26 protein-coding genes, 1 tRNA gene and 1 riboswitch are annotated in these 25,774 nt (G+C 44.9%); of the genes, 23 read left to right on the top strand and 4 right to left on the bottom strand.

What is annotated here, in order from left to right; translation table 11 throughout:
• Positions 1–18 precede the first annotated feature (18 nt).
• The 11 genes from AU387_RS09590 to AU387_RS09535 all read left to right on the top strand — a co-directional run bounded on the left by AU387_RS09590 (position 19) and on the right by AU387_RS09535 (position 13,778).
• Positions 19–2,376, top strand: a complete 2,358-nt coding sequence (locus AU387_RS09590) for an endonuclease MutS2 (RefSeq protein WP_059335555.1) — start codon at positions 19–21, stop codon at positions 2,374–2,376.
• A gap of 14 nt (positions 2,377–2,390) precedes the next feature.
• The gene (locus tag AU387_RS09585; RefSeq protein WP_010335217.1) at positions 2,391–2,795 is read left to right on the top strand and encodes a DUF350 domain-containing protein; all 405 of its coding nucleotides are present in this window, start codon (positions 2,391–2,393) and stop codon (positions 2,793–2,795) included.
• Positions 2,796–2,982: 187 nt separating this feature from the next.
• The gene (locus tag AU387_RS09580) at positions 2,983–4,665 is read left to right on the top strand and encodes an AMP-binding protein (protein WP_059335554.1); all 1,683 of its coding nucleotides are present in this window, start codon (positions 2,983–2,985) and stop codon (positions 4,663–4,665) included.
• A 117-nt stretch (positions 4,666–4,782) separates the two neighbouring features.
• Complete coding sequence (fadR, locus tag AU387_RS09575) at positions 4,783–5,367, top strand: fatty acid metabolism transcriptional regulator FadR (protein ID WP_014477593.1); 585 nt, start codon at positions 4,783–4,785, stop codon at positions 5,365–5,367.
• Between the two features lie 14 nt (positions 5,368–5,381).
• Positions 5,382–6,158 (top strand): enoyl-CoA hydratase, encoded by a 777-nt coding sequence (locus AU387_RS09570; RefSeq protein WP_044154016.1) that lies wholly within the window; start codon positions 5,382–5,384, stop codon positions 6,156–6,158.
• 14 nt (positions 6,159–6,172) lie between these two features.
• A complete protein-coding gene (etfB, locus tag AU387_RS09565) occupies positions 6,173–6,946 on the top strand; it encodes an electron transfer flavoprotein subunit beta (protein ID WP_024122404.1) in 774 nt (257 codons plus the stop codon).
• A gap of 35 nt (positions 6,947–6,981) precedes the next feature.
• A complete protein-coding gene (locus tag AU387_RS09560) occupies positions 6,982–7,959 on the top strand; it encodes an electron transfer flavoprotein subunit alpha/FixB family protein (RefSeq protein WP_059335553.1) in 978 nt (325 codons plus the stop codon).
• A 204-nt stretch (positions 7,960–8,163) separates the two neighbouring features.
• Positions 8,164–9,651 carry an alpha-N-arabinofuranosidase gene (locus AU387_RS09555; protein WP_059335552.1) on the top strand — a complete coding sequence of 496 codons (1,488 nt, stop codon included), beginning with the start codon at positions 8,164–8,166 and terminating at the stop codon, positions 9,649–9,651.
• A 305-nt stretch (positions 9,652–9,956) separates the two neighbouring features.
• Complete coding sequence (gene trxA / locus AU387_RS09550) at positions 9,957–10,271, top strand: thioredoxin (RefSeq protein ID WP_003222500.1); 315 nt, start codon at positions 9,957–9,959, stop codon at positions 10,269–10,271.
• Between the two features lie 135 nt (positions 10,272–10,406).
• The gene (gene uvrC / locus AU387_RS09545; protein WP_059335551.1) at positions 10,407–12,179 is read left to right on the top strand and encodes an excinuclease ABC subunit UvrC; all 1,773 of its coding nucleotides are present in this window, start codon (positions 10,407–10,409) and stop codon (positions 12,177–12,179) included.
• Between the two features lie 64 nt (positions 12,180–12,243).
• Positions 12,244–12,423, top strand: a riboswitch (Lysine riboswitch).
• A gap of 125 nt (positions 12,424–12,548) precedes the next feature.
• Positions 12,549–13,778, top strand: a complete 1,230-nt coding sequence (locus AU387_RS09535) for an aspartate kinase (protein ID WP_059335550.1) — start codon at positions 12,549–12,551, stop codon at positions 13,776–13,778.
• Positions 13,779–13,822: 44 nt separating this feature from the next.
• Here the strand turns inward: AU387_RS09535 and AU387_RS09530 are convergent, their stop codons facing one another.
• A complete protein-coding gene (locus AU387_RS09530; RefSeq protein ID WP_059335549.1) occupies positions 13,823–14,269 on the bottom strand; it encodes a YslB family protein in 447 nt (148 codons plus the stop codon).
• A gap of 292 nt (positions 14,270–14,561) precedes the next feature.
• Between AU387_RS09530 and sdhC the strand changes: the two genes are divergently transcribed.
• The 12 genes from sdhC to AU387_RS09470 all read left to right on the top strand — a co-directional run bounded on the left by sdhC (position 14,562) and on the right by AU387_RS09470 (position 23,476).
• On the top strand, positions 14,562–15,170 hold the full coding sequence (gene sdhC / locus AU387_RS09525) for a succinate dehydrogenase cytochrome B558 (protein ID WP_059335548.1): 609 nt from the start codon (positions 14,562–14,564) through the stop codon (positions 15,168–15,170).
• Positions 15,171–15,203: 33 nt separating this feature from the next.
• Positions 15,204–16,964, top strand: a complete 1,761-nt coding sequence (sdhA, locus tag AU387_RS09520) for a succinate dehydrogenase flavoprotein subunit (RefSeq protein WP_044154038.1) — start codon at positions 15,204–15,206, stop codon at positions 16,962–16,964.
• Positions 16,965–16,966: 2 nt separating this feature from the next.
• On the top strand, positions 16,967–17,728 hold the full coding sequence (gene sdhB / locus AU387_RS09515) for a succinate dehydrogenase iron-sulfur subunit (RefSeq protein WP_024122397.1): 762 nt from the start codon (positions 16,967–16,969) through the stop codon (positions 17,726–17,728).
• Positions 17,729–17,786: 58 nt separating this feature from the next.
• A complete protein-coding gene (locus AU387_RS09510) occupies positions 17,787–18,230 on the top strand; it encodes an acyl-CoA thioesterase (protein ID WP_044154043.1) in 444 nt (147 codons plus the stop codon).
• Between the two features lie 115 nt (positions 18,231–18,345).
• Positions 18,346–18,570, top strand: coding sequence for a spore germination transcription factor GerE (gene gerE / locus AU387_RS09505; protein WP_003184172.1), 225 nt, complete (start codon positions 18,346–18,348; stop codon positions 18,568–18,570).
• 238 nt (positions 18,571–18,808) lie between these two features.
• The gene (locus AU387_RS09500) at positions 18,809–19,249 is read left to right on the top strand and encodes a MarR family winged helix-turn-helix transcriptional regulator (RefSeq protein WP_003222521.1); all 441 of its coding nucleotides are present in this window, start codon (positions 18,809–18,811) and stop codon (positions 19,247–19,249) included.
• A 7-nt stretch (positions 19,250–19,256) separates the two neighbouring features.
• Entirely contained in the window at positions 19,257–20,075 is an 819-nt protein-coding gene (gene racE, locus AU387_RS09495) for a glutamate racemase (RefSeq protein ID WP_082687871.1), read from the top strand.
• A 115-nt stretch (positions 20,076–20,190) separates the two neighbouring features.
• The gene (locus tag AU387_RS09490; RefSeq protein ID WP_059335547.1) at positions 20,191–21,291 is read left to right on the top strand and encodes a GerMN domain-containing protein; all 1,101 of its coding nucleotides are present in this window, start codon (positions 20,191–20,193) and stop codon (positions 21,289–21,291) included.
• A gap of 110 nt (positions 21,292–21,401) precedes the next feature.
• Positions 21,402–22,139, top strand: a complete 738-nt coding sequence (gene rph, locus AU387_RS09485; protein WP_059335546.1) for a ribonuclease PH — start codon at positions 21,402–21,404, stop codon at positions 22,137–22,139.
• 12 nt (positions 22,140–22,151) lie between these two features.
• Positions 22,152–22,748, top strand: coding sequence for an XTP/dITP diphosphatase (locus tag AU387_RS09480; protein WP_082687870.1), 597 nt, complete (start codon positions 22,152–22,154; stop codon positions 22,746–22,748).
• Positions 22,749–22,762: 14 nt separating this feature from the next.
• Positions 22,763–23,272, top strand: coding sequence for a YfcE family phosphodiesterase (locus AU387_RS09475; protein WP_059335544.1), 510 nt, complete (start codon positions 22,763–22,765; stop codon positions 23,270–23,272).
• A gap of 130 nt (positions 23,273–23,402) precedes the next feature.
• Positions 23,403–23,476, top strand: a tRNA-Arg gene (locus tag AU387_RS09470).
• 57 nt (positions 23,477–23,533) lie between these two features.
• Here AU387_RS09470 and AU387_RS09465 read toward each other — a convergent pair.
• From AU387_RS09465 to AU387_RS09455, 3 genes are all read right to left on the bottom strand, one after another.
• Positions 23,534–24,361 carry a YsnF/AvaK domain-containing protein gene (locus AU387_RS09465; protein WP_059335543.1) on the bottom strand — a complete coding sequence of 276 codons (828 nt, stop codon included), beginning with the start codon at positions 24,359–24,361 and terminating at the stop codon, positions 23,534–23,536.
• Between the two features lie 184 nt (positions 24,362–24,545).
• A complete protein-coding gene (locus AU387_RS09460) occupies positions 24,546–25,001 on the bottom strand; it encodes a GNAT family N-acetyltransferase (protein ID WP_059335542.1) in 456 nt (151 codons plus the stop codon).
• Between the two features lie 169 nt (positions 25,002–25,170).
• Positions 25,171–25,494, bottom strand: coding sequence for a hypothetical protein (locus AU387_RS09455; RefSeq protein WP_059335541.1), 324 nt, complete (start codon positions 25,492–25,494; stop codon positions 25,171–25,173).
• Between the last annotated feature and the right edge of the window lie 280 nt (positions 25,495–25,774).

Genomic DNA, 25,774 nt, shown 5'->3' with positions numbered 1-25,774 from the left:
AAGGAGGCTCACACAACCGTGCAGCAAAAAGTATTATCATCTCTTGAATTCCATAAAGTGAAAGAACAGGTAATCGAGCACGCCGCTTCATCGCTCGGAAAAGAAATGCTTCTCCAGCTAAAGCCTTCTGCTTCGATTGACGAAATCAAAAAACAGCTGGATGAGGTAGATGAAGCCTCTGCGATCATCCGGCTGCGAGGCCAGGCGCCGTTTGGCGGCCTTACCGATATCAGAGGGGCATTAAGACGGGCGGAAATCGGCAGCGTTCTCAGTCCCTCGGAATTCACTGAAATATCAGGGCTGCTTTACGCAGTCAAACAAATGAAACACTTTCTCGGACAAATGGCTGAAGACGGAGTCGACATTCCGCTGATGCAGCAATATACTGAACAGCTCATTACACTGCCCGATTTAGAACGGGAAATGAATTCCTGCATAGATGATCACGGCGAAGTGCTTGATCACGCGTCAGAAACGTTAAGAGGAATCCGCACGCAGCTCAGAACGCTCGAATCGAGAATCAGAGACCGGTTAGAGTCGATTCTGCGTTCCTCCTCCGCTTCGAAAATGCTGTCTGATACGATTGTTACAATCCGAAATGACCGCTTTGTTATCCCGGTCAAACAAGAGTACAGATCAAGCTACGGAGGCATTGTGCATGACACCTCTTCATCTGGCGCGACTCTGTTCATTGAACCGCAGGCGATTGTAGATATGAACAACTCGCTTCAGCAGGCGAAAGTGAAAGAAAAGCAAGAAATTGAACGGATTTTACGCGTGCTGACAGAGCATACGGCGGAGCACACAGAGGAGCTTTTTCAAGATTTGCAAGTCCTGCAGACGCTTGACTTCATTTTTGCAAAAGCGAAATACGCAAAAGCGGTCAAAGCGACAAAACCGACCATGAATGACAGCGGATTTGTCCGTCTGAAAAAAGCGCGCCATCCATTGCTTCCGCCTGATCAGGTGGTCGCCAATGACATCGAGCTGGGCGGCGATTTTTCAACCATCGTGATTACAGGACCGAATACCGGGGGGAAAACAGTTACTTTAAAAACACTGGGGCTGTTGACCTTAATGGCGCAATCGGGTCTTCATATTCCGGCAGATGAAGGATCGGAAGCCGCTGTATTTGAGCATGTGTTCGCTGATATCGGCGATGAACAGTCGATCGAGCAAAGCTTAAGTACATTTTCTTCCCATATGGTGAACATTGTCGGCATTTTAAAACAAGTCAACGAAAACAGCCTGGTGCTCTTTGATGAACTGGGCGCAGGTACAGACCCGCAAGAAGGCGCGGCACTCGCCATGAGCATCCTGGATGAAGTCCACCGCACCAATGCCAGAGTATTAGCGACGACGCATTATCCGGAGTTAAAGGCGTATGGCTATAACAGAGAAGGCGTCATGAACGCCAGTGTCGAATTTGACATTGAGACCCTTTCACCAACCTATAAGCTCTTAATCGGTGTGCCGGGACGAAGCAACGCCTTTGAAATTTCTAAACGGCTCGGGCTTCCGGACCATATTATCGGGCAGGCGAAATCAGAATTGACGGCCGAGCATAATGAGGTCGATACGATGATTGCGTCTCTTGAACGAAGCAAAAAACGGGCGGAAGAAGAGCTTTCTGAAACAGAGGCGTTCAGAAAAGAAGCCGAAAAGCTGCATAAAGAGCTGCAGCAGCAAATCATTGAACTCAACAGCAAAAAAGACAAATTGATGGAAGAGGCCGAACAGCAGGCGGCTGAAAAAGTTAAAGCGGCCACAAAAGAAGCTGAAGACATCATTCACGAATTACGCTCGATTAAAGAAGAACACAAATCCTTCAAGGATCACGAGCTGATCAACGCGAAGAAACGGTTAGAAGGCGCTATGCCGACCTTTGAAAAGTCCAATAAACCGGAAAAACCGAAAACGCAAAAACGCGTCTTGAAGCCGGGGGATGAAGTAAAAGTCCTTACTTTCGGGCAGAAAGGAACATTGCTTGAAAAAACCGGCGGCAATGAATGGAATGTTCAAATCGGCATTTTAAAAATGAAAGTGAAAGAAAAAGACTTGGAATTTATCAAGTCGGCTCCGGAACCAAAAAAAGAAAAACTCATTACAGCGGTTAAGGGCAAAGATTACCACGTATCGCTTGAACTTGATCTTCGCGGCGAGCGCTATGAAAATGCCCTCAGCCGTGTTGAAAAATACTTGGATGACGCGGTGTTAGCTGGATATCCAAGGGTATCCATTATCCACGGCAAAGGTACCGGCGCTTTAAGAAAAGGCGTGCAGGATCTCCTGAAAAATCACCGCAGCGTTAAAAACTCCCGTTTCGGTGAAGCTGGTGAGGGAGGATCGGGCGTTACAATTGTTGAACTAAAATAAAAGGGAGTATGACCATGAGTGATTTTTGGGAAAACGAGCTTGTGGAAATCGCGGCGTATTACAGTGTCGCGGTTCTCTGCCTCGTCCTCTTTTTGACTGTGTTTGAGCTGGTGACAGCTTATAAAAACTGGGAAGAGATTCAAAATGGAAATCTCGCTGTGGCAATGGCAACCGGCGGGAAAATTTTAGGAATAGCAAATGTGTTCCAGCACTCCATCTCTCAGCACAATTCTCTGCTGCAAATGATCGGCTGGGGTGTGTACGGGTTTGTTATGCTTTTGATCAGCTACTTCATTTTTGAGTTTTTGACACCGCGGTTTAAAATTGATCAAGAAATTGAAAATGATAACCGGGCTGTCGGCTTTATTTCATTTGTCATTTCTGTCGGGCTCTCATTTGTTGTGGCAGCCGGAATATAAGGGGACGGAGAATAGATGGAAAAGCTTGCAAAAATACTGCTCGCCGCGGCGGGAATCTTTTTGTTGATTGGTCTTATATATCTGTTCGTATGATGAGAAAAAGAAAGATTTTCCTTTCTTTTTCTTTTTTTTGCCGTCCATCTGCTATAATAATAGGGTGAACGCTAAAATCGAAAGGGGAGGTTTTATGCAGTCTCAAAAGCCGTGGCTTGCCGAGTATCCCGACGATATCCCGCATGAGCTTCCGTTGCCGAACCAAACCCTGCAATCCATCCTGACAGACTCCGCCGCACGATTCCCTGACAAAACAGCCGTATCTTTTTTCGGAAAAAAACTCACCTTTCATGACATGTTGACGGATGCTCTTAAACTCGCAGCTTTTCTGCAGGAAAATGGCCTGCAAAAAGGAGACAGAGTGGCTGTCATGCTGCCCAACTGTCCGCAATTCATCATTTCTTATTATGGGGTGCTGTTTGCCGGCGGTATCGTGGTGCAGACAAACCCGCTCTACACCGAGCATGAGCTCGAATATCAGCTGAGAGACGCAGAGGCCAGGATGATCATCACCTTAGATTTGCTTTTCCCGAAGGCAATAAAAATGAAAACGTTATCAATTGTAGACCAGATATTGGTGACGAGTATAAAAGACTATTTGCCGTTTCCGAAAAATATTCTCTATCCGCTTACGCAAAAACAAAAAGTGCACATTGACTATGATGAAAATGACAATATTCATACCTTTGCTTCGAGCATGAAGCGGGAAAAAACAGAGCTGATCACAATTCCGGACATTGACCCTGAGCATGATATCGCCGTTCTGCAATACACTGGAGGTACGACGGGAGCGCCCAAAGGAGTCATGCTCACGCACAGAAATATTTTAGCCAATACCGAAATGTGTGCGGCTTGGATGTACAACGTAAAGGAAGGCGATGAAAAAGTGCTTGGCATTGTCCCATTTTTTCACGTCTATGGGCTGACAGCAGTGATGAATTATTCGATTAAACTGGGATTTGAAATGATCCTGCTTCCCAAGTTCGATCCGCTGCACACGCTCAAAATCATCGATAAACAAAAACCGACACTGTTTCCCGGCGCGCCGACGATTTACATTGGCCTCTTGCATCATCCCCAATTACAGCAATACGATCTGTCATCTATTAAAAGCTGCCTCAGCGGATCAGCGGCTCTCCCTGTCGAGGTGAAGCAGCAATTTGAAAAGGTGACTGGCGGAAAGCTTGTGGAGGGATATGGTTTATCCGAGGCCTCTCCGGTGACACACGCAAATTTTATCTGGGGAAAAAACAAACCCGGCAGTATTGGCTGTCCCTGGCCTAATACAGACGCTGCCATTTACTCTGACGAGACTGGCCATTTTGCCGCCCCGTATGAGCATGGTGAGATCGTCGTAAAAGGCCCGCAGGTCATGAAGGGATACTGGAACAAGCCGGAGGAAACGGCTGCTGTCTTAAAGGAAGGATGGCTCTTCACCGGAGACATGGGCTATATGGATGAAGATGGATTTTTCTATATTGCCGACAGGAAGAAGGACATCATTATCGCAGGCGGCTATAATATTTACCCGCGTGAAGTTGAAGAAGCGCTGTACGAACATGAAGCGATTCAGGAAATTGTCGTTGCAGGCGTGCCTGATTCGTACAGAGGGGAAACGGTAAAAGCGTTTGTCGTGTTAAAGAAAGGCGCACAAGCCGACGCAGCAGAACTGGACGCTTTCGCCAGAGCCCGTCTCGCGCCCTATAAAGTGCCGAGAGCCTATGAATTCAGAAAAGAGCTTCCGAAAACAGCGGTTGGGAAAATTTTAAGAAGGCGTTTACTTGAGGAAGAAACCGAAAATCATCATATCAAGTAACAAATAGAGCCAGAAAAAGAGAACATTTATGAATAAACTTGACAAACCGGAAAATCCTTCTTATCATAAAATTATGAATGAATAGTCATTCATTTCTATAGGAAGGAACGATGAAAATTGAAGCAAAAACGGCCAAAGTATATGCAGATTATTGATGCAGCAGTTGAAGTCATTGCGGAAAACGGCTACCACCAGTCACAGGTATCTAAAATCGCCAAACAAGCCGGAGTAGCGGACGGCACCATCTATCTTTATTTTAAAAATAAAGAAGACATTTTAATTTCTCTGTTTAAAGAAAAAATGGGCCAATTCATTGAGCGGATGGAAGAGGACATAAAAGAAAAGGCAACAGCAAAAGAGAAATTGGCGCTTGTGATTTCAAAACATTTCTCACTTTTGGCGGGCGACCATAACCTCGCCATTGTCACTCAGCTTGAGCTCCGCCAATCCAATTTGGAGCTGCGGCAGAAAATTAATGAAATATTAAAAGGCTACTTAAATATTCTAGATGGCATTCTGACGGAAGGAATACAATCAGGCGAGTTAAAAGAAGGCCTCGATGTCCGCCTCGCCCGGCAAATGATTTTTGGAACGATTGACGAAACCGTGACGACCTGGGTGATGAATGATCAAAAGTATGATCTGGCAGCTTTGTCAGACAGTGTTTTAGAATTACTGGTATCCGGAATTCACAATAAGTAAAGGAGTTCTGTCCTATGAATGCAATATCACTCGCAGTTGATCAATTTGTTGCAGTTATGACGATTCACAATCCGCCGGCAAACGCGCTTTCCAGCCGGATATTAGAAGAGCTGTCCTCCTGTCTTGATCAGTGTGAGACAGATGCAGGCGTGCGGTGCATTATTATACATGGGGAAGGAAGGTTCTTCTCCGCAGGCGCTGATATCAAAGAATTTACATCACTGAGAAACAGTGAGGATTCCTCAATGCTGGCTGAACGCGGCCAGCAGCTGATGGAGAGAATGGAGAGCTTTCCAAAACCGATTATCGCAGCGATTCACGGAGCTGCCCTCGGCGGCGGGCTGGAGCTTGCAATGGCCTGCCATATCAGAATTGCGGCAGAAGATGCCAAGCTGGGGCTTCCTGAGCTTAACCTCGGCATTATTCCCGGTTTTGCAGGTACACAGCGGCTTCCGCGATACGTTGGTACAGCAAAAGCATTGGAGCTCATTGGATCAGGAGAACCGATATCGGGGAAAGAAGCGCTTGACCTCGGACTTGTGACAATCGGAGCAAAAGATGAAGCAGAAGTGCTTGAAAAAGCGAAAACGCTTGCTGGCAAATTTGCAGAAAAAAGTCCGCAAACGATGGCGTCTCTGCTTGAGCTTCTCTATACAAACAAGGTGTATTCCTATGAAGGCAGCTTAAAACTTGAAGCAAAGCGGTTTGGAGAAGCGTTTGAGTCGGAGGACGCCAAGGAAGGCATTCAGGCATTTCTCGAAAAAAGAAAGCCTCAGTTCAAAGGCGAATAAAAGGGGATATGATCATGAATCTATTTGTACTGATGAAACGGACGTTTGACACAGAAGAAAAAATCGTCATTGACGCAGGGAAGATTCAGGATGACGGGGCTGAATGGATTATCAATCCGTACGATGAATACGCGATTGAAGAAGCCATTCAGCTGAAGGAAAAACACGGCGGCACCATCACCGTTGTTACAGTCGGCGGCGAAGAAGCGGAAAAGGAGCTGCGTACAGCGCTTGCCATGGGATGTGACCAAGCTGTTTTAATCAACATAGAAGATGATCTCGAAGAACCCGACCAGTATTCCATTTCTCAAGTTTTATACCACTATATGAAGGATCAGGAATTTGACCTTATTCTCGGCGGAAATGTCGCGATCGATGGAGGTTCAGGACAAGTGGCGCCTCGCCTGGCAGAGCTTTTGGACATTCCGTGCATCACGACGATCACCAAACTCGACATCAATGGAAGTGACGCAGAAGCGGAAAGGGACGTTGAAGGGGATGTTGAAAAAATCAAAACGACTCTTCCTTTGCTGGTCACAGCTCAGCAAGGCTTAAATGAACCGCGCTACCCATCGCTTCCGGGAATCATGAAAGCCAAGAAAAAACCGCTTGAAGAGCTTGAGCTGGATGATCTGGACTTGGATGAAGAAGATGCTGAACCAAAAATGAAAACAATTGAACGTTTTCTGCCGCCGAAAAAAGAAGCCGGGAAGCTTCTGCAGGGTGAGCCTGCCGAACAGGCAAAAGAGCTCGTATCATTGCTTCGCAGCGAGGCGAAAGTCATTTAGCGTTTGCACATTCAAAGAAACAGGGGGATGTTAGGATGGGAAAAAAAGTGATCGTACTCGGAGAAATTCGTGACGGAGAACTGCGAAATGTCACCTTTGAAGCAATCTCCGCTGGAAGAACCATTTCAGGTGATGGAGAAGTGATCGGTGTTCTTATAGGAGAAAACGTATCACAGCATACAGAGGAGCTGATCCACTACGGTGCAGACAAAGTTTTCACAGCTGAGGACCCAAAGCTCAAGGCATATACGGCAGACGGATACAGCCAAGTGATGCGAACCATTATTGAAAAGGAAAAACCTGATGCGGTCGTATGCGGACACACTGCAATGGGGAAGGATCTGTCACCGAAGCTTGCAGCCCGGCTCCAAACGGGATTGATTTCTGACGCTACAGATGTAAGCGTTACCGGAGAGAACGTTGTTTTCACAAGACCGATTTACTCAGGGAAGGCATTTGAACGTGTCATTTCAACGGATCCGATGACACTTGTGACGATTCGTCCAAACAACATTCAAGCGTTAGAAAAAGACGCCAGCCGGACAGGCAGCATTGAAAGCATCGAAGTTTCCCTTACGGATCTCCGTACCGTCATACAAGAGATCGTCAAAAAAACAGCGGACGGCGTTGATCTCTCTGAAGCGAAAATCATTGTTGCAGGCGGCCGCGGTGTAAAAAGCAAGGAAGGCTTTCAGCCGCTGCAGGAGCTTGCCGAGGTGCTGGGCGCAGCAGTCGGCGCTTCACGCGGGGCGTGTGACGCTGATTATTGTGACTATGCACTTCAAATCGGACAGACCGGAAAAGTTGTCACTCCCGATTTGTATATCGCCTGCGGAATTTCCGGTGCCATTCAGCATTTGGCGGGTATGTCCAACAGCAAGGTCATTGTCGCCATCAATAAAGATCCTGAAGCCGATATTTTTAAAATAGCTGATTACGGTATTGTAGGCGATTTATTTGAAGTCGTCCCATTACTGACTGAAGAATTCAAACAGCTGAATATTCACTCATAAAGGGAACCCCGGACTGCAAAAGTTCGGGGTTTTTAAATACATACGTACAAATATTAACTAATAAAAAAATTCGTTGACATGTACGGACATATATAATAAGGTTACTTTAAAAGCGCTTACATTCATGCTGGCTCCTCAGACAAAACACAGATCCTATATTTGACTGTGGTGCTTTTCATATTTGTATGAAAGGAATGATCAAGCATGTCTGAACATACAGCAGTGATTCAAACGGATATTGTAAAAGGAACGATCAACAAAAACATATACGGTCATTTTGCTGAGCATTTAGGAAGAGGGATTTATGAAGGGATTTGGGTCGGAACGGAATCAAGCATTCCTCATATAAACGGTATAAGAAAAGATGTGTTAGAAGCGCTGAAACAGCTGCGTATTCCTGTCCTCCGATGGCCGGGAGGCTGCTTTGCGGATGAATATCATTGGGCTAATGGTGTGGGTGACCGCAAGACGATGCTCAATACTCACTGGGGCGGCACAGTTGAATCGAATGAATTCGGGACACATGAATTTATGATGCTGTGCGAGCTGCTTGAGTGCGAACCTTACATTTGCGGCAATGTAGGAAGCGGAACAGTTCAGGAAATGGCCGACTGGATCGAATATATGACCTTTAAAGAAGGCACGCCCATGTCGGATTGGAGAAAACAAAACGGAAAAGAAGAGCCTTGGAAGCTGAAATATTTTGGAGTGGGAAATGAAAATTGGGGCTGCGGCGGCAACATGCACCCTGAGTACTATGCCGATCTATACCGCCGTTTTCAAACGTATGTCCGCAATTACAGCGGCAATGAAATTTATAAAATTGCCGGCGGTGCAAACGTCGATGATTTTCATTGGACGGACGTGCTCATGAAAAAAGCCGCTGGCCTGATGAATGGGCTAAGCCTTCATTACTACACGATTCCGGGAGATTTCTGGAAGGGCAAAGGATCGGCCACAGAATTTACAGAGGACGAATGGTTCATCACGATGAAAAAGGCCAAATACATTGATGAATTGATTGAAAAACACGGCACAATTATGGACCGATATGATCCGGAACAGCGGGTCGGACTGATTATTGACGAATGGGGCACATGGTTTGACCCTGAGCCAGGAACGAACCCAGGCTTTTTATATCAGCAAAACACGATTCGTGACGCGCTGGTCGCAGCTTCTCACTTTCACATTTTCCATCAGCATTGCCGCCGGGTGCAAATGACCAACATCGCACAGACGGTAAATGTTCTTCAAGCTATGATTTTGACTGAGGGAGAACGGATGCTATTAACGCCGACATACCATGTGTTTGATATGTTTAAGGTACATCAGGATGCCTCTCTTTTAGATACTGAAACAACGTCTGCTGACTATGAATGGAAGGGAGAAACGCTGCCTCAAATCAGTGTGTCAGCATCAAGAAATGCTGAGGGCGATATAAACGTCAGCATCTGTAACATTGATCATCAAAATAAAGCAGAGGTGGAGATCGAGCTGAGAGGTCTTGACAAGACTGTGGATCATTCCGGTGCTATCCTGACTGCTGAAAAGATGAACGCCCATAACACGTTTGATGATCCGGAGCACGTAAAACCTGAATCGTTCAGCCGTTATTCTGTAAATAAAAACAAATTGAAAGCAAAGCTGCCGCCAATGGCAGTTGTCTTACTCACATTACGGACTGATTCTTAACCAAAAAAAGGAGCGCCGATCCACTAGAGGACAGCGCTCTTTTTTGTTTTGAAACAGCTCCAAAAGGGCATGGTAAAGTATATGACGGTTATAGAAGGGATGTTGTCCTATGCTTCGTACAATTTTAATGATCATCGGCGCAATCGTGGTGATCGGAGCGATTATCAGATTCGTGTTTTAATGCCCCATTCTATGAGTAAACCGATTGTGATCAGGAAAAAATAATTTATAAGCATTTAAATAGCGTGAACGAATGGGAGATGCTATACTAAAAATCATCATTTCACAATTGGAGGAATTCAATAATGGCTATCGTAAAAGCAACTGATCAATCTTTCTCAGCTGAAACAAGCGAAGGCGTCGTACTTGCTGATTTCTGGGCTCCTTGGTGCGGACCTTGTAAAATGATTGCACCTGTTCTTGAAGAATTAGATCAAGAAATGGGCGACAAACTGAAAATCGTAAAAATCGATGTAGATGAGAACCAAGAAACAGCAGGCAAATACGGCGTTATGAGCATCCCGACACTTCTTGTTTTAAAAGATGGAGAAGTTGTTGAAACATCTGTAGGCTTCAAACCGAAAGAAGCGCTTCAAGAGCTTGTAAACAAACATCTTTAATTTTCGGCTGCTTACATGCCAGAGCGATTCCAATTGAGGGATCGCTTTTTTTATTCGCCAATCGTGAACCATGGAGAAAAACACCTGTTCGTGTTAAACTGGAAACAAAGGACTAAATATAAGGAAGGGTAACATATGAACAAACAACTGAAAGAAAAACTCGCCCTCCTTCCCGATCAGCCCGGGTGTTATTTAATGAAGGACCGTCAGCAGACAGTGATCTACGTAGGAAAAGCAAAAGTGCTGAAAAACAGAGTGCGCTCCTACTTTACCGGGTCCCATGACGCAAAAACACAGAGGCTTGTGACGGAAATCGAGGATTTTGAATATATCGTGACGTCCTCCAATCTTGAAGCGCTAATTTTAGAAATGAACTTGATCAAAAAGCATGATCCGAAATATAACGTCATGCTGAAAGATGATAAAACCTATCCTTTTATAAAACTCACCCATGAACGCCACCCAAGGCTGATTGTCACCCGCAATGTCAAAAAAGACAAAGGGCGCTATTTCGGACCCTATCCGAATGTGCAGGCCGCAAGGGAGACGAAAAAGCTGCTCGACCGTCTCTACCCTCTCAGAAAATGCTCAAAGCTCCCCGACAGAGTGTGTCTTTATTATCACCTCGGACAATGTCTTGCTCCGTGTGTAAAGGACATTTCTGAAGAGACAAACAGAGAGCTGGTTGAGAACATTACCCGTTTCTTAAAGGGCGGCTATAACGACGTTAAAAAAGAGCTTGAAGAGAAAATGCTTGAGGCGGCTGAGAACCTTGAATTTGAACGGGCAAAGGAGCTTCGTGACCAAATTGCCCATATCGAATCAACGATGGAAAAACAAAAAATGACGATGAACGACTTAGTCGACCGTGACGTATTTGCTTACGCTTATGATAAAGGCTGGATGTGCGTACAGGTCTTTTTTGTACGGCAAGGAAAGCTCATCGAACGTGACGTCAGTATGTTTCCGCTTTATCAGGAAGCAGATGAAGAGTTCCTTACCTTCATCGGGCAGTTTTATTCAAAAAACAACCATTTTCTGCCGAAGGAGATTTTAGTGCCGGACAGCGTCGATCAATCGATGATTGAGCAGCTGCTGGAAACAAACGTCCATCAGCCGAAAAAAGGGTCGAAGAAAGAATTGCTTATGCTGGCACATAAAAACGCAAAAATCTCGCTTAAAGAAAAATTCTCTTTAATCGAACGTGACGAGGAGCGTTCAATCGGTGCTGTGCAGAAACTCGGAGACGCCTTAAATATTTATACCCCGCACAGAATCGAAGCGTTCGATAACTCGAATATACAAGGGACAAACCCGGTTTCGGCGATGATTGTGTTCATCGACGGCAAACCATACAAAAAGGAATACCGCAAATACAAAATCAAAACTGTCACAGGGCCTGATGATTACGGCTCAATGAGGGAGGTTGTCAGACGAAGATATACGAGAGTGCTTCGTGAAAACCTGCCGCTGCCTGATCTGATCATTATAGACGGAGGGAAAGGCCAGATCAATGCGGCCCGTGACGTCATAGAAAACGAACTGGGCTTGGATATCCCGATCGCCGGCTTGGCGAAGGATGATAAACACAGAACCTCCAATTTATTAATCGGCGATCCGCTGGAGACGGTTTATCTTGAACGTAACAGCCAGGAATTTTACCTGCTTCAGCGCATTCAGGATGAGGTGCACCGGTTTGCGATCAGCTTCCACAGGCAAATCCGCGGGAAAAGCGCGTTCCAGTCTGTGCTAGACGATATACCCGGAATCGGAGAAAAAAGAAAGAAAATGCTGTTAAAGCATTTCGGTTCAGTCAAAAAAATGAAGGAAGCAAGCCTCGAGGACATCAAAAAAGCGGGTGTACCCGCAGCGGCGGCACAGCTGCTTTATGATAAATTGCAAAAATAATGTTGTCCTTTTGAAAAAGTTCTGATAAAATGTGAACTAATTTCATAATTAGATCGTGTAATATGGTGAAGATAGAGGTGCGAACTTCAAGAGTAAGCCTTTGGAGAAAGATGGATTCTGAGAAAAAGGCTGAAAGGGGAGCGTCGCCGAAGTAAATAAAACCCCATCGGTATTATTTGCTGGCCGTGCATTGAATAAATGTAAGGCTGTCAAGAAATCATTTTCTTGGAGGGCTATCTCGTTGTTCATAATCATCGTGATGATTAATTGATAAGCAATGAGAGCAATTCCTCTCATTGCTTTTTTTATTGTGGACAAAGCACTCTTTCTCCTCACCCGCACGAACCAAAATGTAAAGGGTGGTTATACATGGGTCTCATTGTACAAAAATTCGGAGGTACTTCCGTCGGCTCAGTCGAAAAAATTCAAAATGCAGCAAACCGCGTCATTGCGGAAAAACAGAAAGGCCATCAAGTCGTTGTTGTCGTATCAGCTATGGGGAAATCCACTGACGCATTGGTCAGCCTTGCAAAAGACATCACTGATCAGCCGAGCAAACGTGAAATGGATATGCTGTTGGCAACAGGCGAGCAGGTCACCATTTCCTTGCTTTCCATGGCGCTGCAGGAAAAAGGCTATGACGCCGTTTCCTATACAGGATGGCAGGCGGGGATCCGCACGGAGGCCGTCCATGGCAACGCCAGAATTACGGAGATGAACACATCCGTGTTAGAAGGCCAGCTTCAGGAAGGAAAAGTCGTTGTTGTGGCAGGGTTTCAAGGCATGACAGACGACAGTGAAATCACAACATTGGGCAGAGGCGGTTCAGACACAACAGCAGTGGCTTTGGCTGCCGCATTAAAAGCGGATAAATGTGATATTTATACGGACGTGCCCGGCGTGTTTACAACCGATCCGCGCTACGTGAAATCAGCGAGAAAGCTTGCCGGCATCTCTTACGATGAAATGCTGGAGCTTGCCAATTTAGGCGCCGGCGTTCTTCATCCGAGAGCGGTTGAATTTGCGAAAAATTACCAAGTGCCGTTAGAAGTGCGTTCAAGTACAGAAACAGAAGCGGGAACATTAATTGAGGAGGAATCATCCATGGAGCAGAATCTTATCGTCAGAGGCATTGCGTTCGAAGATCAAATCACAAGGGTAACCATCTACGGGCTGACAAGCGGCTTGACCACTTTGTCTACTATTTTTACAACTCTTGCAAAAAGAAACATTAACGTGGATATCATTATCCAAACGCAGGCGGGAGACCATGAGACCGGGATTTCCTTCTCAGTTAAATCCGAAGACGCGGACCAGGCTGTTGCCGTACTTGAAGAGTACAAAGATGCGCTGGAATTCGAAAAAATCGAGACAGAAAGCAAATTGGCCAAAGTATCCATTGTCGGATCAGGCATGGTATCAAACCCTGGTGTAGCGGCTGAAATGTTTGCTGTACTGGCGGAAAAAAACATATTAATCAAAATGGTCAGCACATCTGAAATCAAAGTTTCAACAGTTGTGAGCGAAAATGACATGGTAAAAGCGGTGGAAGCACTGCACGATGCATTCGAGCTCTCGAAACACCCTTCAGCTGTGTAATGACAACCAAAAAGGCGGGACTCATGCAGTCACCGCCTTTTTCATTACACCGGGTCTTTCATATCCCATTTGACAGTCAGAACCACTTTATCGGCTCTCTTTTTTACTTGTTCGTATGATTCGGCAATCTGATCATTCATCAATTGAATTTGCTCGGCGATGAAGCCAGCTTCCAGCTGAAAGCACGGTTCTTTCTGATATTTAAGCCGATTGGAAATAACCTGCCCTTCAAGCTCGAATTCCAGTTTCTGTTTTTTTGCGCTAACGTTTGTGAGGGTTCCCCAGCCTGCTTCTTCAAAGAAAGCCGGAAATTCCTCCCATGATTCAAGAGGAAACTTACGGGCGAGATGTTTCCCTGCCCAATACATCATGGAAGAGTAATCTTGGCCAAGCATGTCTGGGAGAACAATCTCTCGTATCAGTTCATAGGCATAGGCGTTCATTTCAATTTCTTTTAAATTGTGTATAGATGCTTCATATTTAGACTTCATATCTGTCTCCCCTCTCTCCTGCGTATATTATAGCTCAAACAGGGGGGAGGATTACAGAATGATCCTGTATTTCTCATGAAAAATTAAGAAAGAATTATATATTGATAAAATAAAATTTTTGAATCAACTAATCAATTCGGAAAATTAGAATTTATGTACGCGTTTTCTTGACGCCCTTTTGTGGTAGGAGTAAAATGAAATTGTCAATAAATCTTAATAAAGTGCTTACAATTGAAAGAAGTGGGGGAAGAGATTTAGCACATTTCGCACTTATCAAACAGGGGGTAAAGTAATGTCTGGGAACAGAGAGTTTTATTTTCGAAGATTGCATTCCTTGCTTGGCGTCATACCGGTCGGCATCTTTTTGATTCAGCATTTAGTCGTCAACCAGTTTGCCGCAAGGGGCGCGGAAGCATTCAATAATGCTGCTCATTTTATGGATAGTCTGCCTTTCAGGTATGCTCTGGAAATCTTTATTATCTTCTTACCTTTAATTTATCATGCAGTTTATGGTGTGTACATAGCGTTTACTGCGAAAAATAACGCAGGACAATATAGCTATATGCGAAACTGGCTCTTCGTCCTGCAGCGTGTAACCGGTATCATCACCCTCATTTTTGTGAGCTGGCATGTGTGGCAAACCCGCATTGCTGCACAGATGGGCGCTGAGGTCAATTTCGACATGATGGCGAATATCTTGAGCTCGCCGGCTATGCTGGGCTTTTACATTGTAGGTGTTTTATCGACAATTTTTCACTTCTCGAACGGTTTATGGTCTTTTGCTGTCACGTGGGGCATCACTGTAACGCCACGTTCTCAAAGAATTTCGACGTACGTTACGCTGATTATCTTTGTTGCACTGTCATACGTAGGCTTAAAAGCGATTTTTGCATTTGTATAAGAGTACTAGATTACTAGAGGGAGAGGGGCTATCATGAGTCAAACAAGCATTATTGTAGTCGGCGGGGGTCTTGCCGGCCTCATGGCGACAATCAAAGCAGCGGAATCAGGAATGGCGGTTAAGCTGTTTTCCATCGTTCCTGTGAAACGTTCTCATTCGGTTTGTGCCCAAGGCGGCATCAACGGAGCAGTCAATACAAAAGGGGAAGGCGACTCTCCGTGGGAACATTTTGACGATACTGTATACGGGGGAGACTTTCTTGCCAATCAGCCGCCGGTTAAGGCGATGTGTGAAGCGGCGCCATCAATCATCCACTTATTAGACCGGATGGGCGTCATGTTTAACCGGACGCCCGAGGGGCTGCTTGATTTCCGCCGATTTGGGGGTACACAGCACCACAGAACAGCTTATGCAGGTGCAACGACTGGCCAGCAGTTGCTTTACGCTTTGGACGAGCAAGTGCGCAGATACGAGGTTGCCGGTCTGGTCACAAAATACGAAGGCTGGGAATTCCTTGGCGCTATATTAGATGATGACAGAACCTGCCGCGGAATTGTCGCGCAAAACCTGACAAACATGCAAATTGAATCCTTCCGTTCTGACGCTGTCATTATGGCGACAGGCGGACCGGGAATCATTTTCGGTAAATCCACAAACTCCATGATTAATACAGGGTCTGCTGCATCGATCGTTTATCAGCAGGGAGCGTATTATGCAAATGGAGAATTTATTCAGATCCACCCGACAGCTATACCGGGAGATGATAAATTAAGGCTGATGAGTGAATCGGCGCGCGGTGAAGGCGGACGTGTGTGGACATACAAAGACGGTAAGCCGTGGTATTTCCTTGAGGAAAAATATCCTGCTTATGGAAACCTGGTGCCGCGTGATATTGCGACACGCGAAATATTTGATGTGTGTGTGAATCAGAAACTCGGCATCAACGGCGAGAACATGGTGTATCTCGATCTGTCTCATAAAGATCCAAAAGAGCTTGATATTAAGCTCGGCGGCATCATTGAAATATATGAGAAGTTTATGGGGGACGACCCGCGCAAACTTCCGATGAAAATCTTCCCTGCGGTTCATTATTCAATGGGCGGCTTATGGGTAGATTACGATCAAATGACAAATATCCCGGGACTGTTTGCAGCCGGGGAATGTGATTACTCCATGCACGGCGGCAACCGCTTGGGAGCAAACTCCCTGCTCTCTGCGATTTACGGAGGAATGGTAGCCGGACCGAATGCTGTGAAATATGTAAACGGCTTAGAATCTTCCGCAGAGGATCTGTCTTCATCGATATTCGATGCCCACGTGAAAAAAGAAGAAGAAAAATGGGCTGAGATTATGAATATGGACGGAAACGAAAATGCGTACGTCCTCCATAGAGAGCTCGGGGAATGGATGACGGCGAATGTGACGGTTGTCCGCCATAACGACAAGCTGTTGAAAACAGATGACAAAATTCAGGAGTTAATGGAGCGGTATAAAAAGATTAACATCAATGACACGACAAAATGGAGCAACCAGGGAGCTATGTTTACACGCCAGCTTTCAAACATGCTTCAGCTTGCCAGGGTGATTACACTGGGTGCTTACAACCGTAATGAAAGCAGGGGCGCCCATTATAAACCGGATTTCCCTGAGCGTAATGATGATGAATGGCTCAAAACAACAATGGCTAAACATGTAAGCCCGTATGAAGCGCCTGAGTTTGAGTATCAGGATGTCGATGTATCACTGATAACGCCTCGGAAACGGGATTACTCGAAGAAGAAGGTGGCGAAATAATCATGAGTGAGAAAAAGACCATACGATTTATTATCACACGTCAAGATACACCTGACAGCACGCCTTACGATGAAGAATTTGAAATACCATACCGCCCGAACCTGAACGTCATTTCCGCGTTAATGGAAATCCGCCGGAATCCGGTTAACGTGAAAGGTGAAAAGACAACTCCTGTCACATGGGATATGAACTGTCTTGAAGAAGTATGCGGCGCATGTTCAATGGTTATAAACGGAAAGCCCCGCCAGTCTTGTACGGCGCTTGTTGACCAGCTTGAACAGCCGATCCGCTTAAAACCGATGAAAACATTCCCGGTCGTGCGTGATCTGCAGGTTGACCGCAGCAGAATGTTTAATTCTCTGAAAAAAGTAAAAGCGTGGATACCGATCGACGGCACGTACGATTTAGGACCGGGACCGAGAATGCCGGAAAAACGCCGCCAGTGGGCATATGAATTATCAAAATGCATGACGTGCGGTGTCTGCCTGGAAGCCTGCCCGAATGTAAACAGCAAATCAAAATTCATGGGGCCTGCTCCGATGTCTCAGGTCCGTCTGTTTAACGCCCATCCGACAGGAGCCATGAACAAATCCGACCGGCTGGAAGCGCTGATGGATGAAGGAGGCCTTGCAGATTGCGGCAACTCGCAAAACTGCGTTCAATCCTGTCCGAAAGGCATTCCGCTTACCACTTCTATCGCTGCCTTAAACAGGGATACAAACTTACAAGCATTCCGCAATTTCTTCGGAAGCGACAGAGTATAAGATGAAAAAACCTCTTCCGCATGGGAGAGGTTTTTTTAACAATAAGGAGATGAGTGAAATGAAGCTTCCTGCTTACATTGACATGCCGTTTCAAAAATGGAAAGAATCCTTTTCTTTTTTTAATGAAGTATCTGTCCGATTTTCTGAGACAGATATGTTTGGGCATATGAATAATGTAATCCCTTTCATATATTTTGAAGAAGCGAGGATATCTTATTTTAAAAATCTGAATATGATGAAACAACATAAGCAAACCATGACAGTCGTCGCCAGTCAGCAATGTGATTATCTGCGCCAAGTTATGCCTTATGAAGACTTGCGTATTTATGTAAAAACAAGCGCTGTCGGCAGTTCATCCCTCACCTTGCATTACCTCGGAGAAAATAGCGCAGGGGAGCCTTGCTTCACCGGAGCTGTTGTCATGGTTCAAGTGTCAAAGGGAAGCGGAAAGGCTGTCAGCTGGACGAATGAGGAGAAAGAAAAGCTTCTCCATACACCATAAACTAATTCTTCTGTAAACGTCACCTCCTGCGCCCTCCTGACATATGATATCTTGACTATATCAAAACCCATTCGTTTCAGATTCGCTCTCACCTTAGCAAGGAGGGTTACAATACTTGAAGGAGAAAGAATTTCAATCGAAGCCGCTGCTAACGAAAAGAGAAAGAGAAGTGTTCGAATTGCTCGTTCAAGATAAGACAACAAAGGAGATTGCAAGCGAGCTATTTATCAGTGAGAAAACCGTTCGAAACCATATTTCAAATGCCATGCAGAAATTAGGTGTGAAAGGGCGTTCGCAAGCCGTTGTTGAGCTTCTTAGAATGGGTGAGCTAGAGCTTTAATCCTTGCCGGTATTCCTTCTTTTCAGGAGGAGCCGGTTATTGCTGTTTGTTTGAAAAGTTCCAAATTCTTATATTAAACTTTAATGATACGATATAAAACGAGATTTTCAATTTGCTTTCATTTGCCTAATGTCCCTCTATTTCTCGTCCCGCGAGTCTTGCATTTTCTTTAAAAAAGAAGGAAAATAGACACGGAACGCTTTTGTGCGTAAGAGATCCTTGAGTGAGGGATGGACAAATGACATCAAAACCTTTGGAGCATGTTGCGGACATTGAAAAGTCGCTCCGCCACATCGCCGCGATCATTAAACAAAAAGGAAGAGAAATCCTAAACCAATACGCGATCACGCCGCCGCAATTTGTCGGTCTGCAATGGCTTTATGAATTAGGAGACATGACAATCGGCGAACTATCGGGGAAAATGTATCTGGCATGCAGCACGACGACGGATCTCATCGACCGTATGCAAAAAAATGAGCTTGTCGAGCGGGTAAAGGACCCGGCAGACAGACGTGTCGTCAGGATACACCTTCTGCCTGAAGGTGAACGCATTATCCAAGAGGTCATTACAAAAAGGCAGGAATACCTGCGTGATATGTTCGAAACGTTTACAGATGAAGAAATAGCCATCTTCGAAAAATCATTGATGAAACTGCAGCATGAAATGAAGAGAAAATGAGGCGATTTTGTTGGAACAACCAATAGGAGTCATTGATTCCGGGGTTGGCGGGTTAACCGTTGCAAAGGAAATCATGAGACAGCTACCAAAAGAAAATATAATCTACGTAGGGGATACAAAACGGTGTCCGTACGGGCCGCGTCCTGAAGAAGAAGTGCTTCAATACACGCGGGAGCTGACACATTATCTGCTGAAAAACCACCACATTAAGATGCTGGTGATCGCCTGCAACACCGCGACAGCAATTGCGCTGGAAGACATCCAGCGCGACGTTGATATTCCGGTGGTCGGGGTGATCCAGCCAGGTGCTCGGGCCGCGATAAAAGTGACGGAAAATCAGCATATCGGTGTCATCGGCACAGAAAACACCATTAAGAGCAATGCTTATGAAGAAGCCCTTCTGGCATTAAATGCCGAACTGAAGGTCGAAAATCTTGCCTGTCCGCTGCTTGTGCCGTTTGTGGAAAGTGGAAAGTTTCTGGACAAAACAGCAGACGAGATTGTCAAAACATCATTATCTCCGTTAAAAGATACATCGATTGACTCGCTGATTTTAGGCTGCACCCATTATCCTATTTTAAAAGACGCGATTCAAAGATATATGGGAGAGCATGTGAATATTATTTCGTCAGGTGATGAAACAGCCCGGGAAGTGAGTACGATTCTATCGTATAAAGGACTGCTGAATCAATCTCCGTTTACCCCAGATCATCAATTCCTGACTACTGGAGAACGGGAGCAGTTTGCGAAAATAGCAGATGACTGGTTTGGCCATGAAGTAGGTCACGTAGAATGCATCTCTTTGCGAGAACCAATTAGAAGATAGTTTTGCCCCGCAACGGCGTGTTGCGGGTTTTTTCTGTTTTTAATGGAATTCATCGGTCTATTTCCCGCAGAGGCTCGTATACATAGTAGTACAAACAGCCTTAGGAGGGAAAAGTATGCTGAAAAAAGGACCTGCAGTCATTGGTGCCACTTGTCTCACCTCTGCCTTGCTTTTATCCGGGTGCGGTTTATTTCAATCCGATAAGACAGCTGAGGAAATCGATCCGCCTCAAGACGTTACATACGTAAATGATGAAGCGGGGACCGATTCAAATACAACAGCAGCCGAAAAAACAAAAAATGAAAAAAGTGATACCGAAAAAGCGAATCAGGACTCTTCTACAGTGATGAGGGAGCTTTATCTCATTGATAAAAACGGTTATGTCGTTGCGCAAACGATGCCTCTTCCGAAAAGTGAAGGAACGGCTAAGCAGGCGCTTGAATACCTTGTGCAGGGCGGGCCTGTGTCAGAGATTCTGCCGAATGGCTTCAGAGCTGTTTTGCCGGCTGACACAACTGTTAACGTAGACATCAAAAAAGATGGCACTGCTATAGCGGACTTCTCAAAGGAATTTAAAAACTATAAGAAGGATGATGAACAGAAAATCGTTCAATCGGTGACGTGGACGCTGACTCAATTCAGTTCAATAGACAAAGTGAAGCTGAGAATCAACGGGCACGAACTTAAGGAAATGCCTGTAGGCGGCACGCCGATCTCGGACGATTTAAGCCGTAAGGACGGGATTAATTTGGAAACAGCAGGCGTCAATGATCTCACTGCTACACATCCGCTGACAGTCTACTATTTGGCGGAAACCGATGACAGTGAGTATTACGTGCCGGTAACGAAACGAATTGACAATTCCAAAACAGACGACATTACGGCGGCTATTAATGAACTGGCTGAGGGCCCGAGGAAGGCGAGCGGCCTGTTAACGGATTTCAGCGAAGATGTGAAGCTGGTCAGTAAACCGAAAATCAAAGATGGACGTGTAACGTTAGATTTTAATCAATCCATTTTCGGAAGCGCCGATGAAAAGACGAAAATGATTTCTTCAGAAGTGCTCAACAGCATTGTGCTGACGTTAACAGAGCAGCCGGATGTAAAAAGCGTATCCGTTAAAGTGAACGGAAAAGCCGAGCTTGTGAACGAAAAAGGCGAAAAACTTTCAGAATCGGTATCCAGGCCGTCTCAAGTGAATACAGGTAGTTTTTAAATTGGAATTTTTGATATACTAGAAAGAAAGAGGTTAGCGTTCCGGCTGCCTCTTTCTTTATTCAATTCCGGGACAAAAATGGTTTATGTACATACAATCGGAGGTAAAACATGAGACATGACGGAAGACAACACGATGAGCTGCGTCCAATTACATTTGATTTGGACTTTATCAGCCATCCGGAAGGGTCTGTTCTAATAACAGCGGGAAATACAAAAGTAATCTGCAACGCATCTGTAGAGGATCGCGTACCGCCGTTTTTGCGGGGCGGAGGCAAAGGTTGGATTACAGCTGAGTACAGCATGCTGCCGCGGGCTACAAATCAAAGAACGATCAGAGAATCTTCCAAAGGGAAAATTTCTGGAAGAACGATGGAAATTCAGCGTTTGATCGGCCGCGCGCTTCGGGCAGTCGTTGATTTAGAGAAACTGGGCGAACGGACGATTTGGATTGACTGTGACGTCATTCAGGCTGACGGAGGAACGAGAACGTCTTCCATTACCGGAGCATTTCTTGCCATGGCGATTGCGGTTGGTAAGCTTCTCAAAGCAGGAACGATTAAAACAAACCCGCTCACTGATTACCTGGCAGCGATCTCTGTCGGAATTGATAAAGAGCAGGGAATTTTGTTAGATTTAAATTATGAAGAAGATTCTGCTGCTGAAGTTGATATGAATGTCATCATGACAGGCAGCGGCCGCTTTGTGGAGCTTCAGGGAACAGGGGAAGAGGCAACCTTTTCACGTGAGGATCTGAATGGGCTTCTCGGTCTTGCAGAAAAAGGCATTCAGGAACTGATTGACAAGCAAAAAGAAGTACTGGGCGATTCTCTTCCAGAACTGAAATAATGACAGAAAGGCTTGATCATCATGAAAGAAGCAATTATTGCAACTCACAATCCGGGAAAAGTGAAGGAATTTAAAGAAATCCTTGAGCCGAAAGGGTACGAGGTAAAATCATTGGCTGAAATCGGGTTTACAGATGAAATTGAAGAGACAGGCCATACGTTTGAAGAAAATGCGATTCTAAAAGCGGAAGCGGTGGCGAAAGCAGTGAACAAAATGGTCATTGCAGACGACTCGGGTTTGTCCGTTGATAATTTAGGAGGCCGCCCCGGCGTTTATTCAGCACGATATGCAGGGGAACAGAAAGATGACCAGGCGAATATCGATAAAGTGCTGAGCGAGCTGAGAGGCATCGAGAAAGAGCAGCGTACGGCCCGTTTTCGCTGCGCGCTTGCCGTAAGTATTCCGGGAGAGGAAACAAAAACAGTCGAAGGTCATATTGAAGGGTATATTGCCGAAGAGCCGAGAGGAGAATACGGATTTGGCTATGACCCGATCTTTATCGTCAAAGATAAAGATAAAACTATGGCTGAGCTGACAAGTGATGAAAAAAATAAAATCAGCCACAGGGCTGACGCGCTTAAAAAGCTGTCAAAGCTGTTGGAGGCATAAGGGGGAGCTTATATATGAACGTGCTGATTATCAGTGACAGCCATGGGCTTGAAGAGGAGCTTCAAACTATAGCGAAACGTCATGAAGCGGATGTTGATCTCATGATTCATTGCGGAGACTCTGAGCTTGAAACCGGCCATCCGGCGTTAGAGCCTTATTCCGTTGTAAAAGGCAATTGTGATTTTATCGGCGATTTTAAGGACGAGCTCCTGCTGACGGCCGGTTTCAAAAAAATATTGGTTACGCACGGACACCTTCATGGTATTAAACAGACCTTACTAAACGTATACTATCGTGCAGAGGAGCTCGGAGCGGAAATCATTTGCTTCGGGCATTCACACATCGCAGGAAGCGAAATGCTGCGCGGAAAACTGCTGATTAATCCCGGAAGCATCCGCCTTCCAAGAGTGCGCAGCACAGAAAGCTATGCTATACTGTCTTTAGAAAATGATACAGCAACAGTGCGTTTTTATAACCAAGCAGGCGATGAAATCATTGATTTGCAACACCGGGTAACCCTATGAAATATCACATGAGGAAGAAAATTTTCTTCCTCATGAAAAAAATTCTAAAAAACCGTTGACTTATCATTGCATCCCATATATAATAAATCTTGTCGCTGATACTTAAAGCAAAAACAAAAAAACAAAACGTGTCCCAGTAGCTCAGCTGGATAGAGCAACGGCCTTCTAAGCCGTCGGTCGGGAGTTCGAATCTCTCCTGGGACGTACCAAGAAAAAACCTCAAATCCTTTAAGGATTTGAGGTTTTTGTTTATGATAATTATTATTTGTTATTTAACGTATCATCATCTAGGTCGCGGACATTTCCTTCTTTATTCAGACGAGGTTCTTCTTTTTTCACAGTTTCAGAAATATGCTCATTTTCTTCGACAGTCCGTTTCCCGATAACCACTTCATCCGTAACAACGGGTTTTTTGGTCACTTCAAGCTTTTCCTCAACGATAGGAACTCTGACCGTTTCTGAGTCATTTACGGGAGAAGCGTCTGCCGTGTTTTCATCCACCGGACGGCGTTCAACGTAAATTTCATCATGTCTTACCGGAACGTCTATATCTCTTTGTTCTGTTTTGACTTCTTTTCCGATTTCCACTTCACCGGTTTGGATATCTTCTTTATCCACTTTCAGCTGTTCTTCTCGAAGCGGCATGGTCTTTTCTTCTTTTGTTGTATAATCCACTGTCTCATTTGGATTTGCAAAGCCGCCTGAAAGGGCATTGCCGTTATCAATAGTCGCATCTAAGTCTGCGTCTGTATCGACGGCTACGAGAAGTTTTCCGTCATCCAGATCCTCTTGATACTTGTCTATTTCATCATTTGAGATATCCAGGTCTGATAATGCTTTGCTGTGCGCGCCAGTATCATCCATTGTGAAATAATCTTTCAGTTTATCGAAAAAGGATTCAGAATCGCTATCATTTGCTTCGAGGGCTTGATTTACTTCTGTCCCTGTACGGGATTCGAGATAATCGGTATCCCGGCGATTTGTGACAACAGAAATATCGTCAGAATCATACCCCTTTGTTAGTAAGCCTTCAATCACTGCAATGGTCTCTTGCGGAGTTTCGTATACACCAACTACACTTTTTGTCATATTAATCTCCTCCTCTGTAAAAATAAAATTTTATCGTTCTTGTCGTCTTTAATTCCCGTTACGTTTTAAAATAAACAAAATCGAAAACACTTGGTGCTGCCAACAGCATTCAGGCGAAAGACAGGAGGAAATAAAAAAGATAGATAAGACAGAAACATAGTCCCGCTTATCTATCTTTTATATTTCACAATTCCTTTGTCATAAACACGCTGTTCGGATCTTCCATATAGTCTGCAAACGGCTGGCAATACCGGAAACCGAAGCTTTCATAAAGTTTTCTTGCCGGCCCGAAAGAAGTCATTGACCCCGTTTCCAAACTCAATCGCTGATAGCCGCGCCGCTTGGCTTCTACTATAATGTGCTGAAGAACCTTGCTGGCAACGCCCTTTCTTAAATGGGAAGAAGAGGTTCGCATCGACTTAATTTCTCCATGCCGGCTGTCCAGTTCCTTAAGTGCTCCGCAGCCGGCTAATTCATTGCCGTCCCAAGCGCTCCAAAATGTAATCTCAGGTTTTTTCAGCCTTTCTATGTCCAGGGCATGAATACTTTCAGCCGGAGACATGAGAGTCATGCTATGTAAATGCTCACTCACTAATTCGATCACTTGATGTCCGGTCAAATCATCTACTTTAATATGCAAAATGAATCCTCCTCAAAAACCGTAAATCTGAACAGACTTATCATTTATCTTAAAATATATCCTTTCTGCTTCCAAATAGTAAGATAGGAAACCTCACAGTCTATTAACTATATTAAAGCTGAATAAATTAACAAGTGCCGAACATAGATGTTCGGCACCTCATGATATTTTAATATCGAAATCCTCCGTGTACTCCAGATGCTCCGCTGAATCCTCCGGCGTGCGTTGCGGGAATACTGAAACCGCCGCCATGGCCGCTATAGCCGGCACCTGAAAATTGCTGCCCGTAAAATCCTGAAGCGTATGGAAATGAGGAGTACATAGCAGAGGGGGTGCTTAGCGGGCTGTATGCCTGGCTGTACGGCTGTCCGTATCCAAAACCTCCAAATGGCTGATGGCCTTGCTGATAAAAGCTGGGAGCTGCCGGATAAACTGGCTGGGGAAAGCTTGGAAAACCCCCGGGGAATTGGATGTCTGCTAATGATTTATTCATCTCGTATCACCTTTTCTTTGCAAGATAACACCAGTATATGACGAAAAATAATGAAAGAGCCTATCCGAACTGAAATTGTTTTTTTCGCCAGAAGATCTTCCATATATACGTCTCATCGAAACAAAAACACGTCATATTATGTGACATGTTTATATGAAATTGAAAAATTCGAGTGTAAACTTGATAGATTAATAAAAAAATTACAAAAACTTTTATCTTTTGAAATTCCTTATATACCAATAATGAAAGCGTATACAGTATAGTTTGATTAATCCAAATT

Origin of the sequence: Bacillus halotolerans (assembly GCF_001517105.1) — a bacterium.
Taxonomy (GTDB): Bacteria; Bacillota; Bacilli; order Bacillales; family Bacillaceae; genus Bacillus; species Bacillus halotolerans.
Note: the sequence above shows the minus strand (reverse complement) of the source record. Positions and strands in the feature narration are given on the sequence as shown.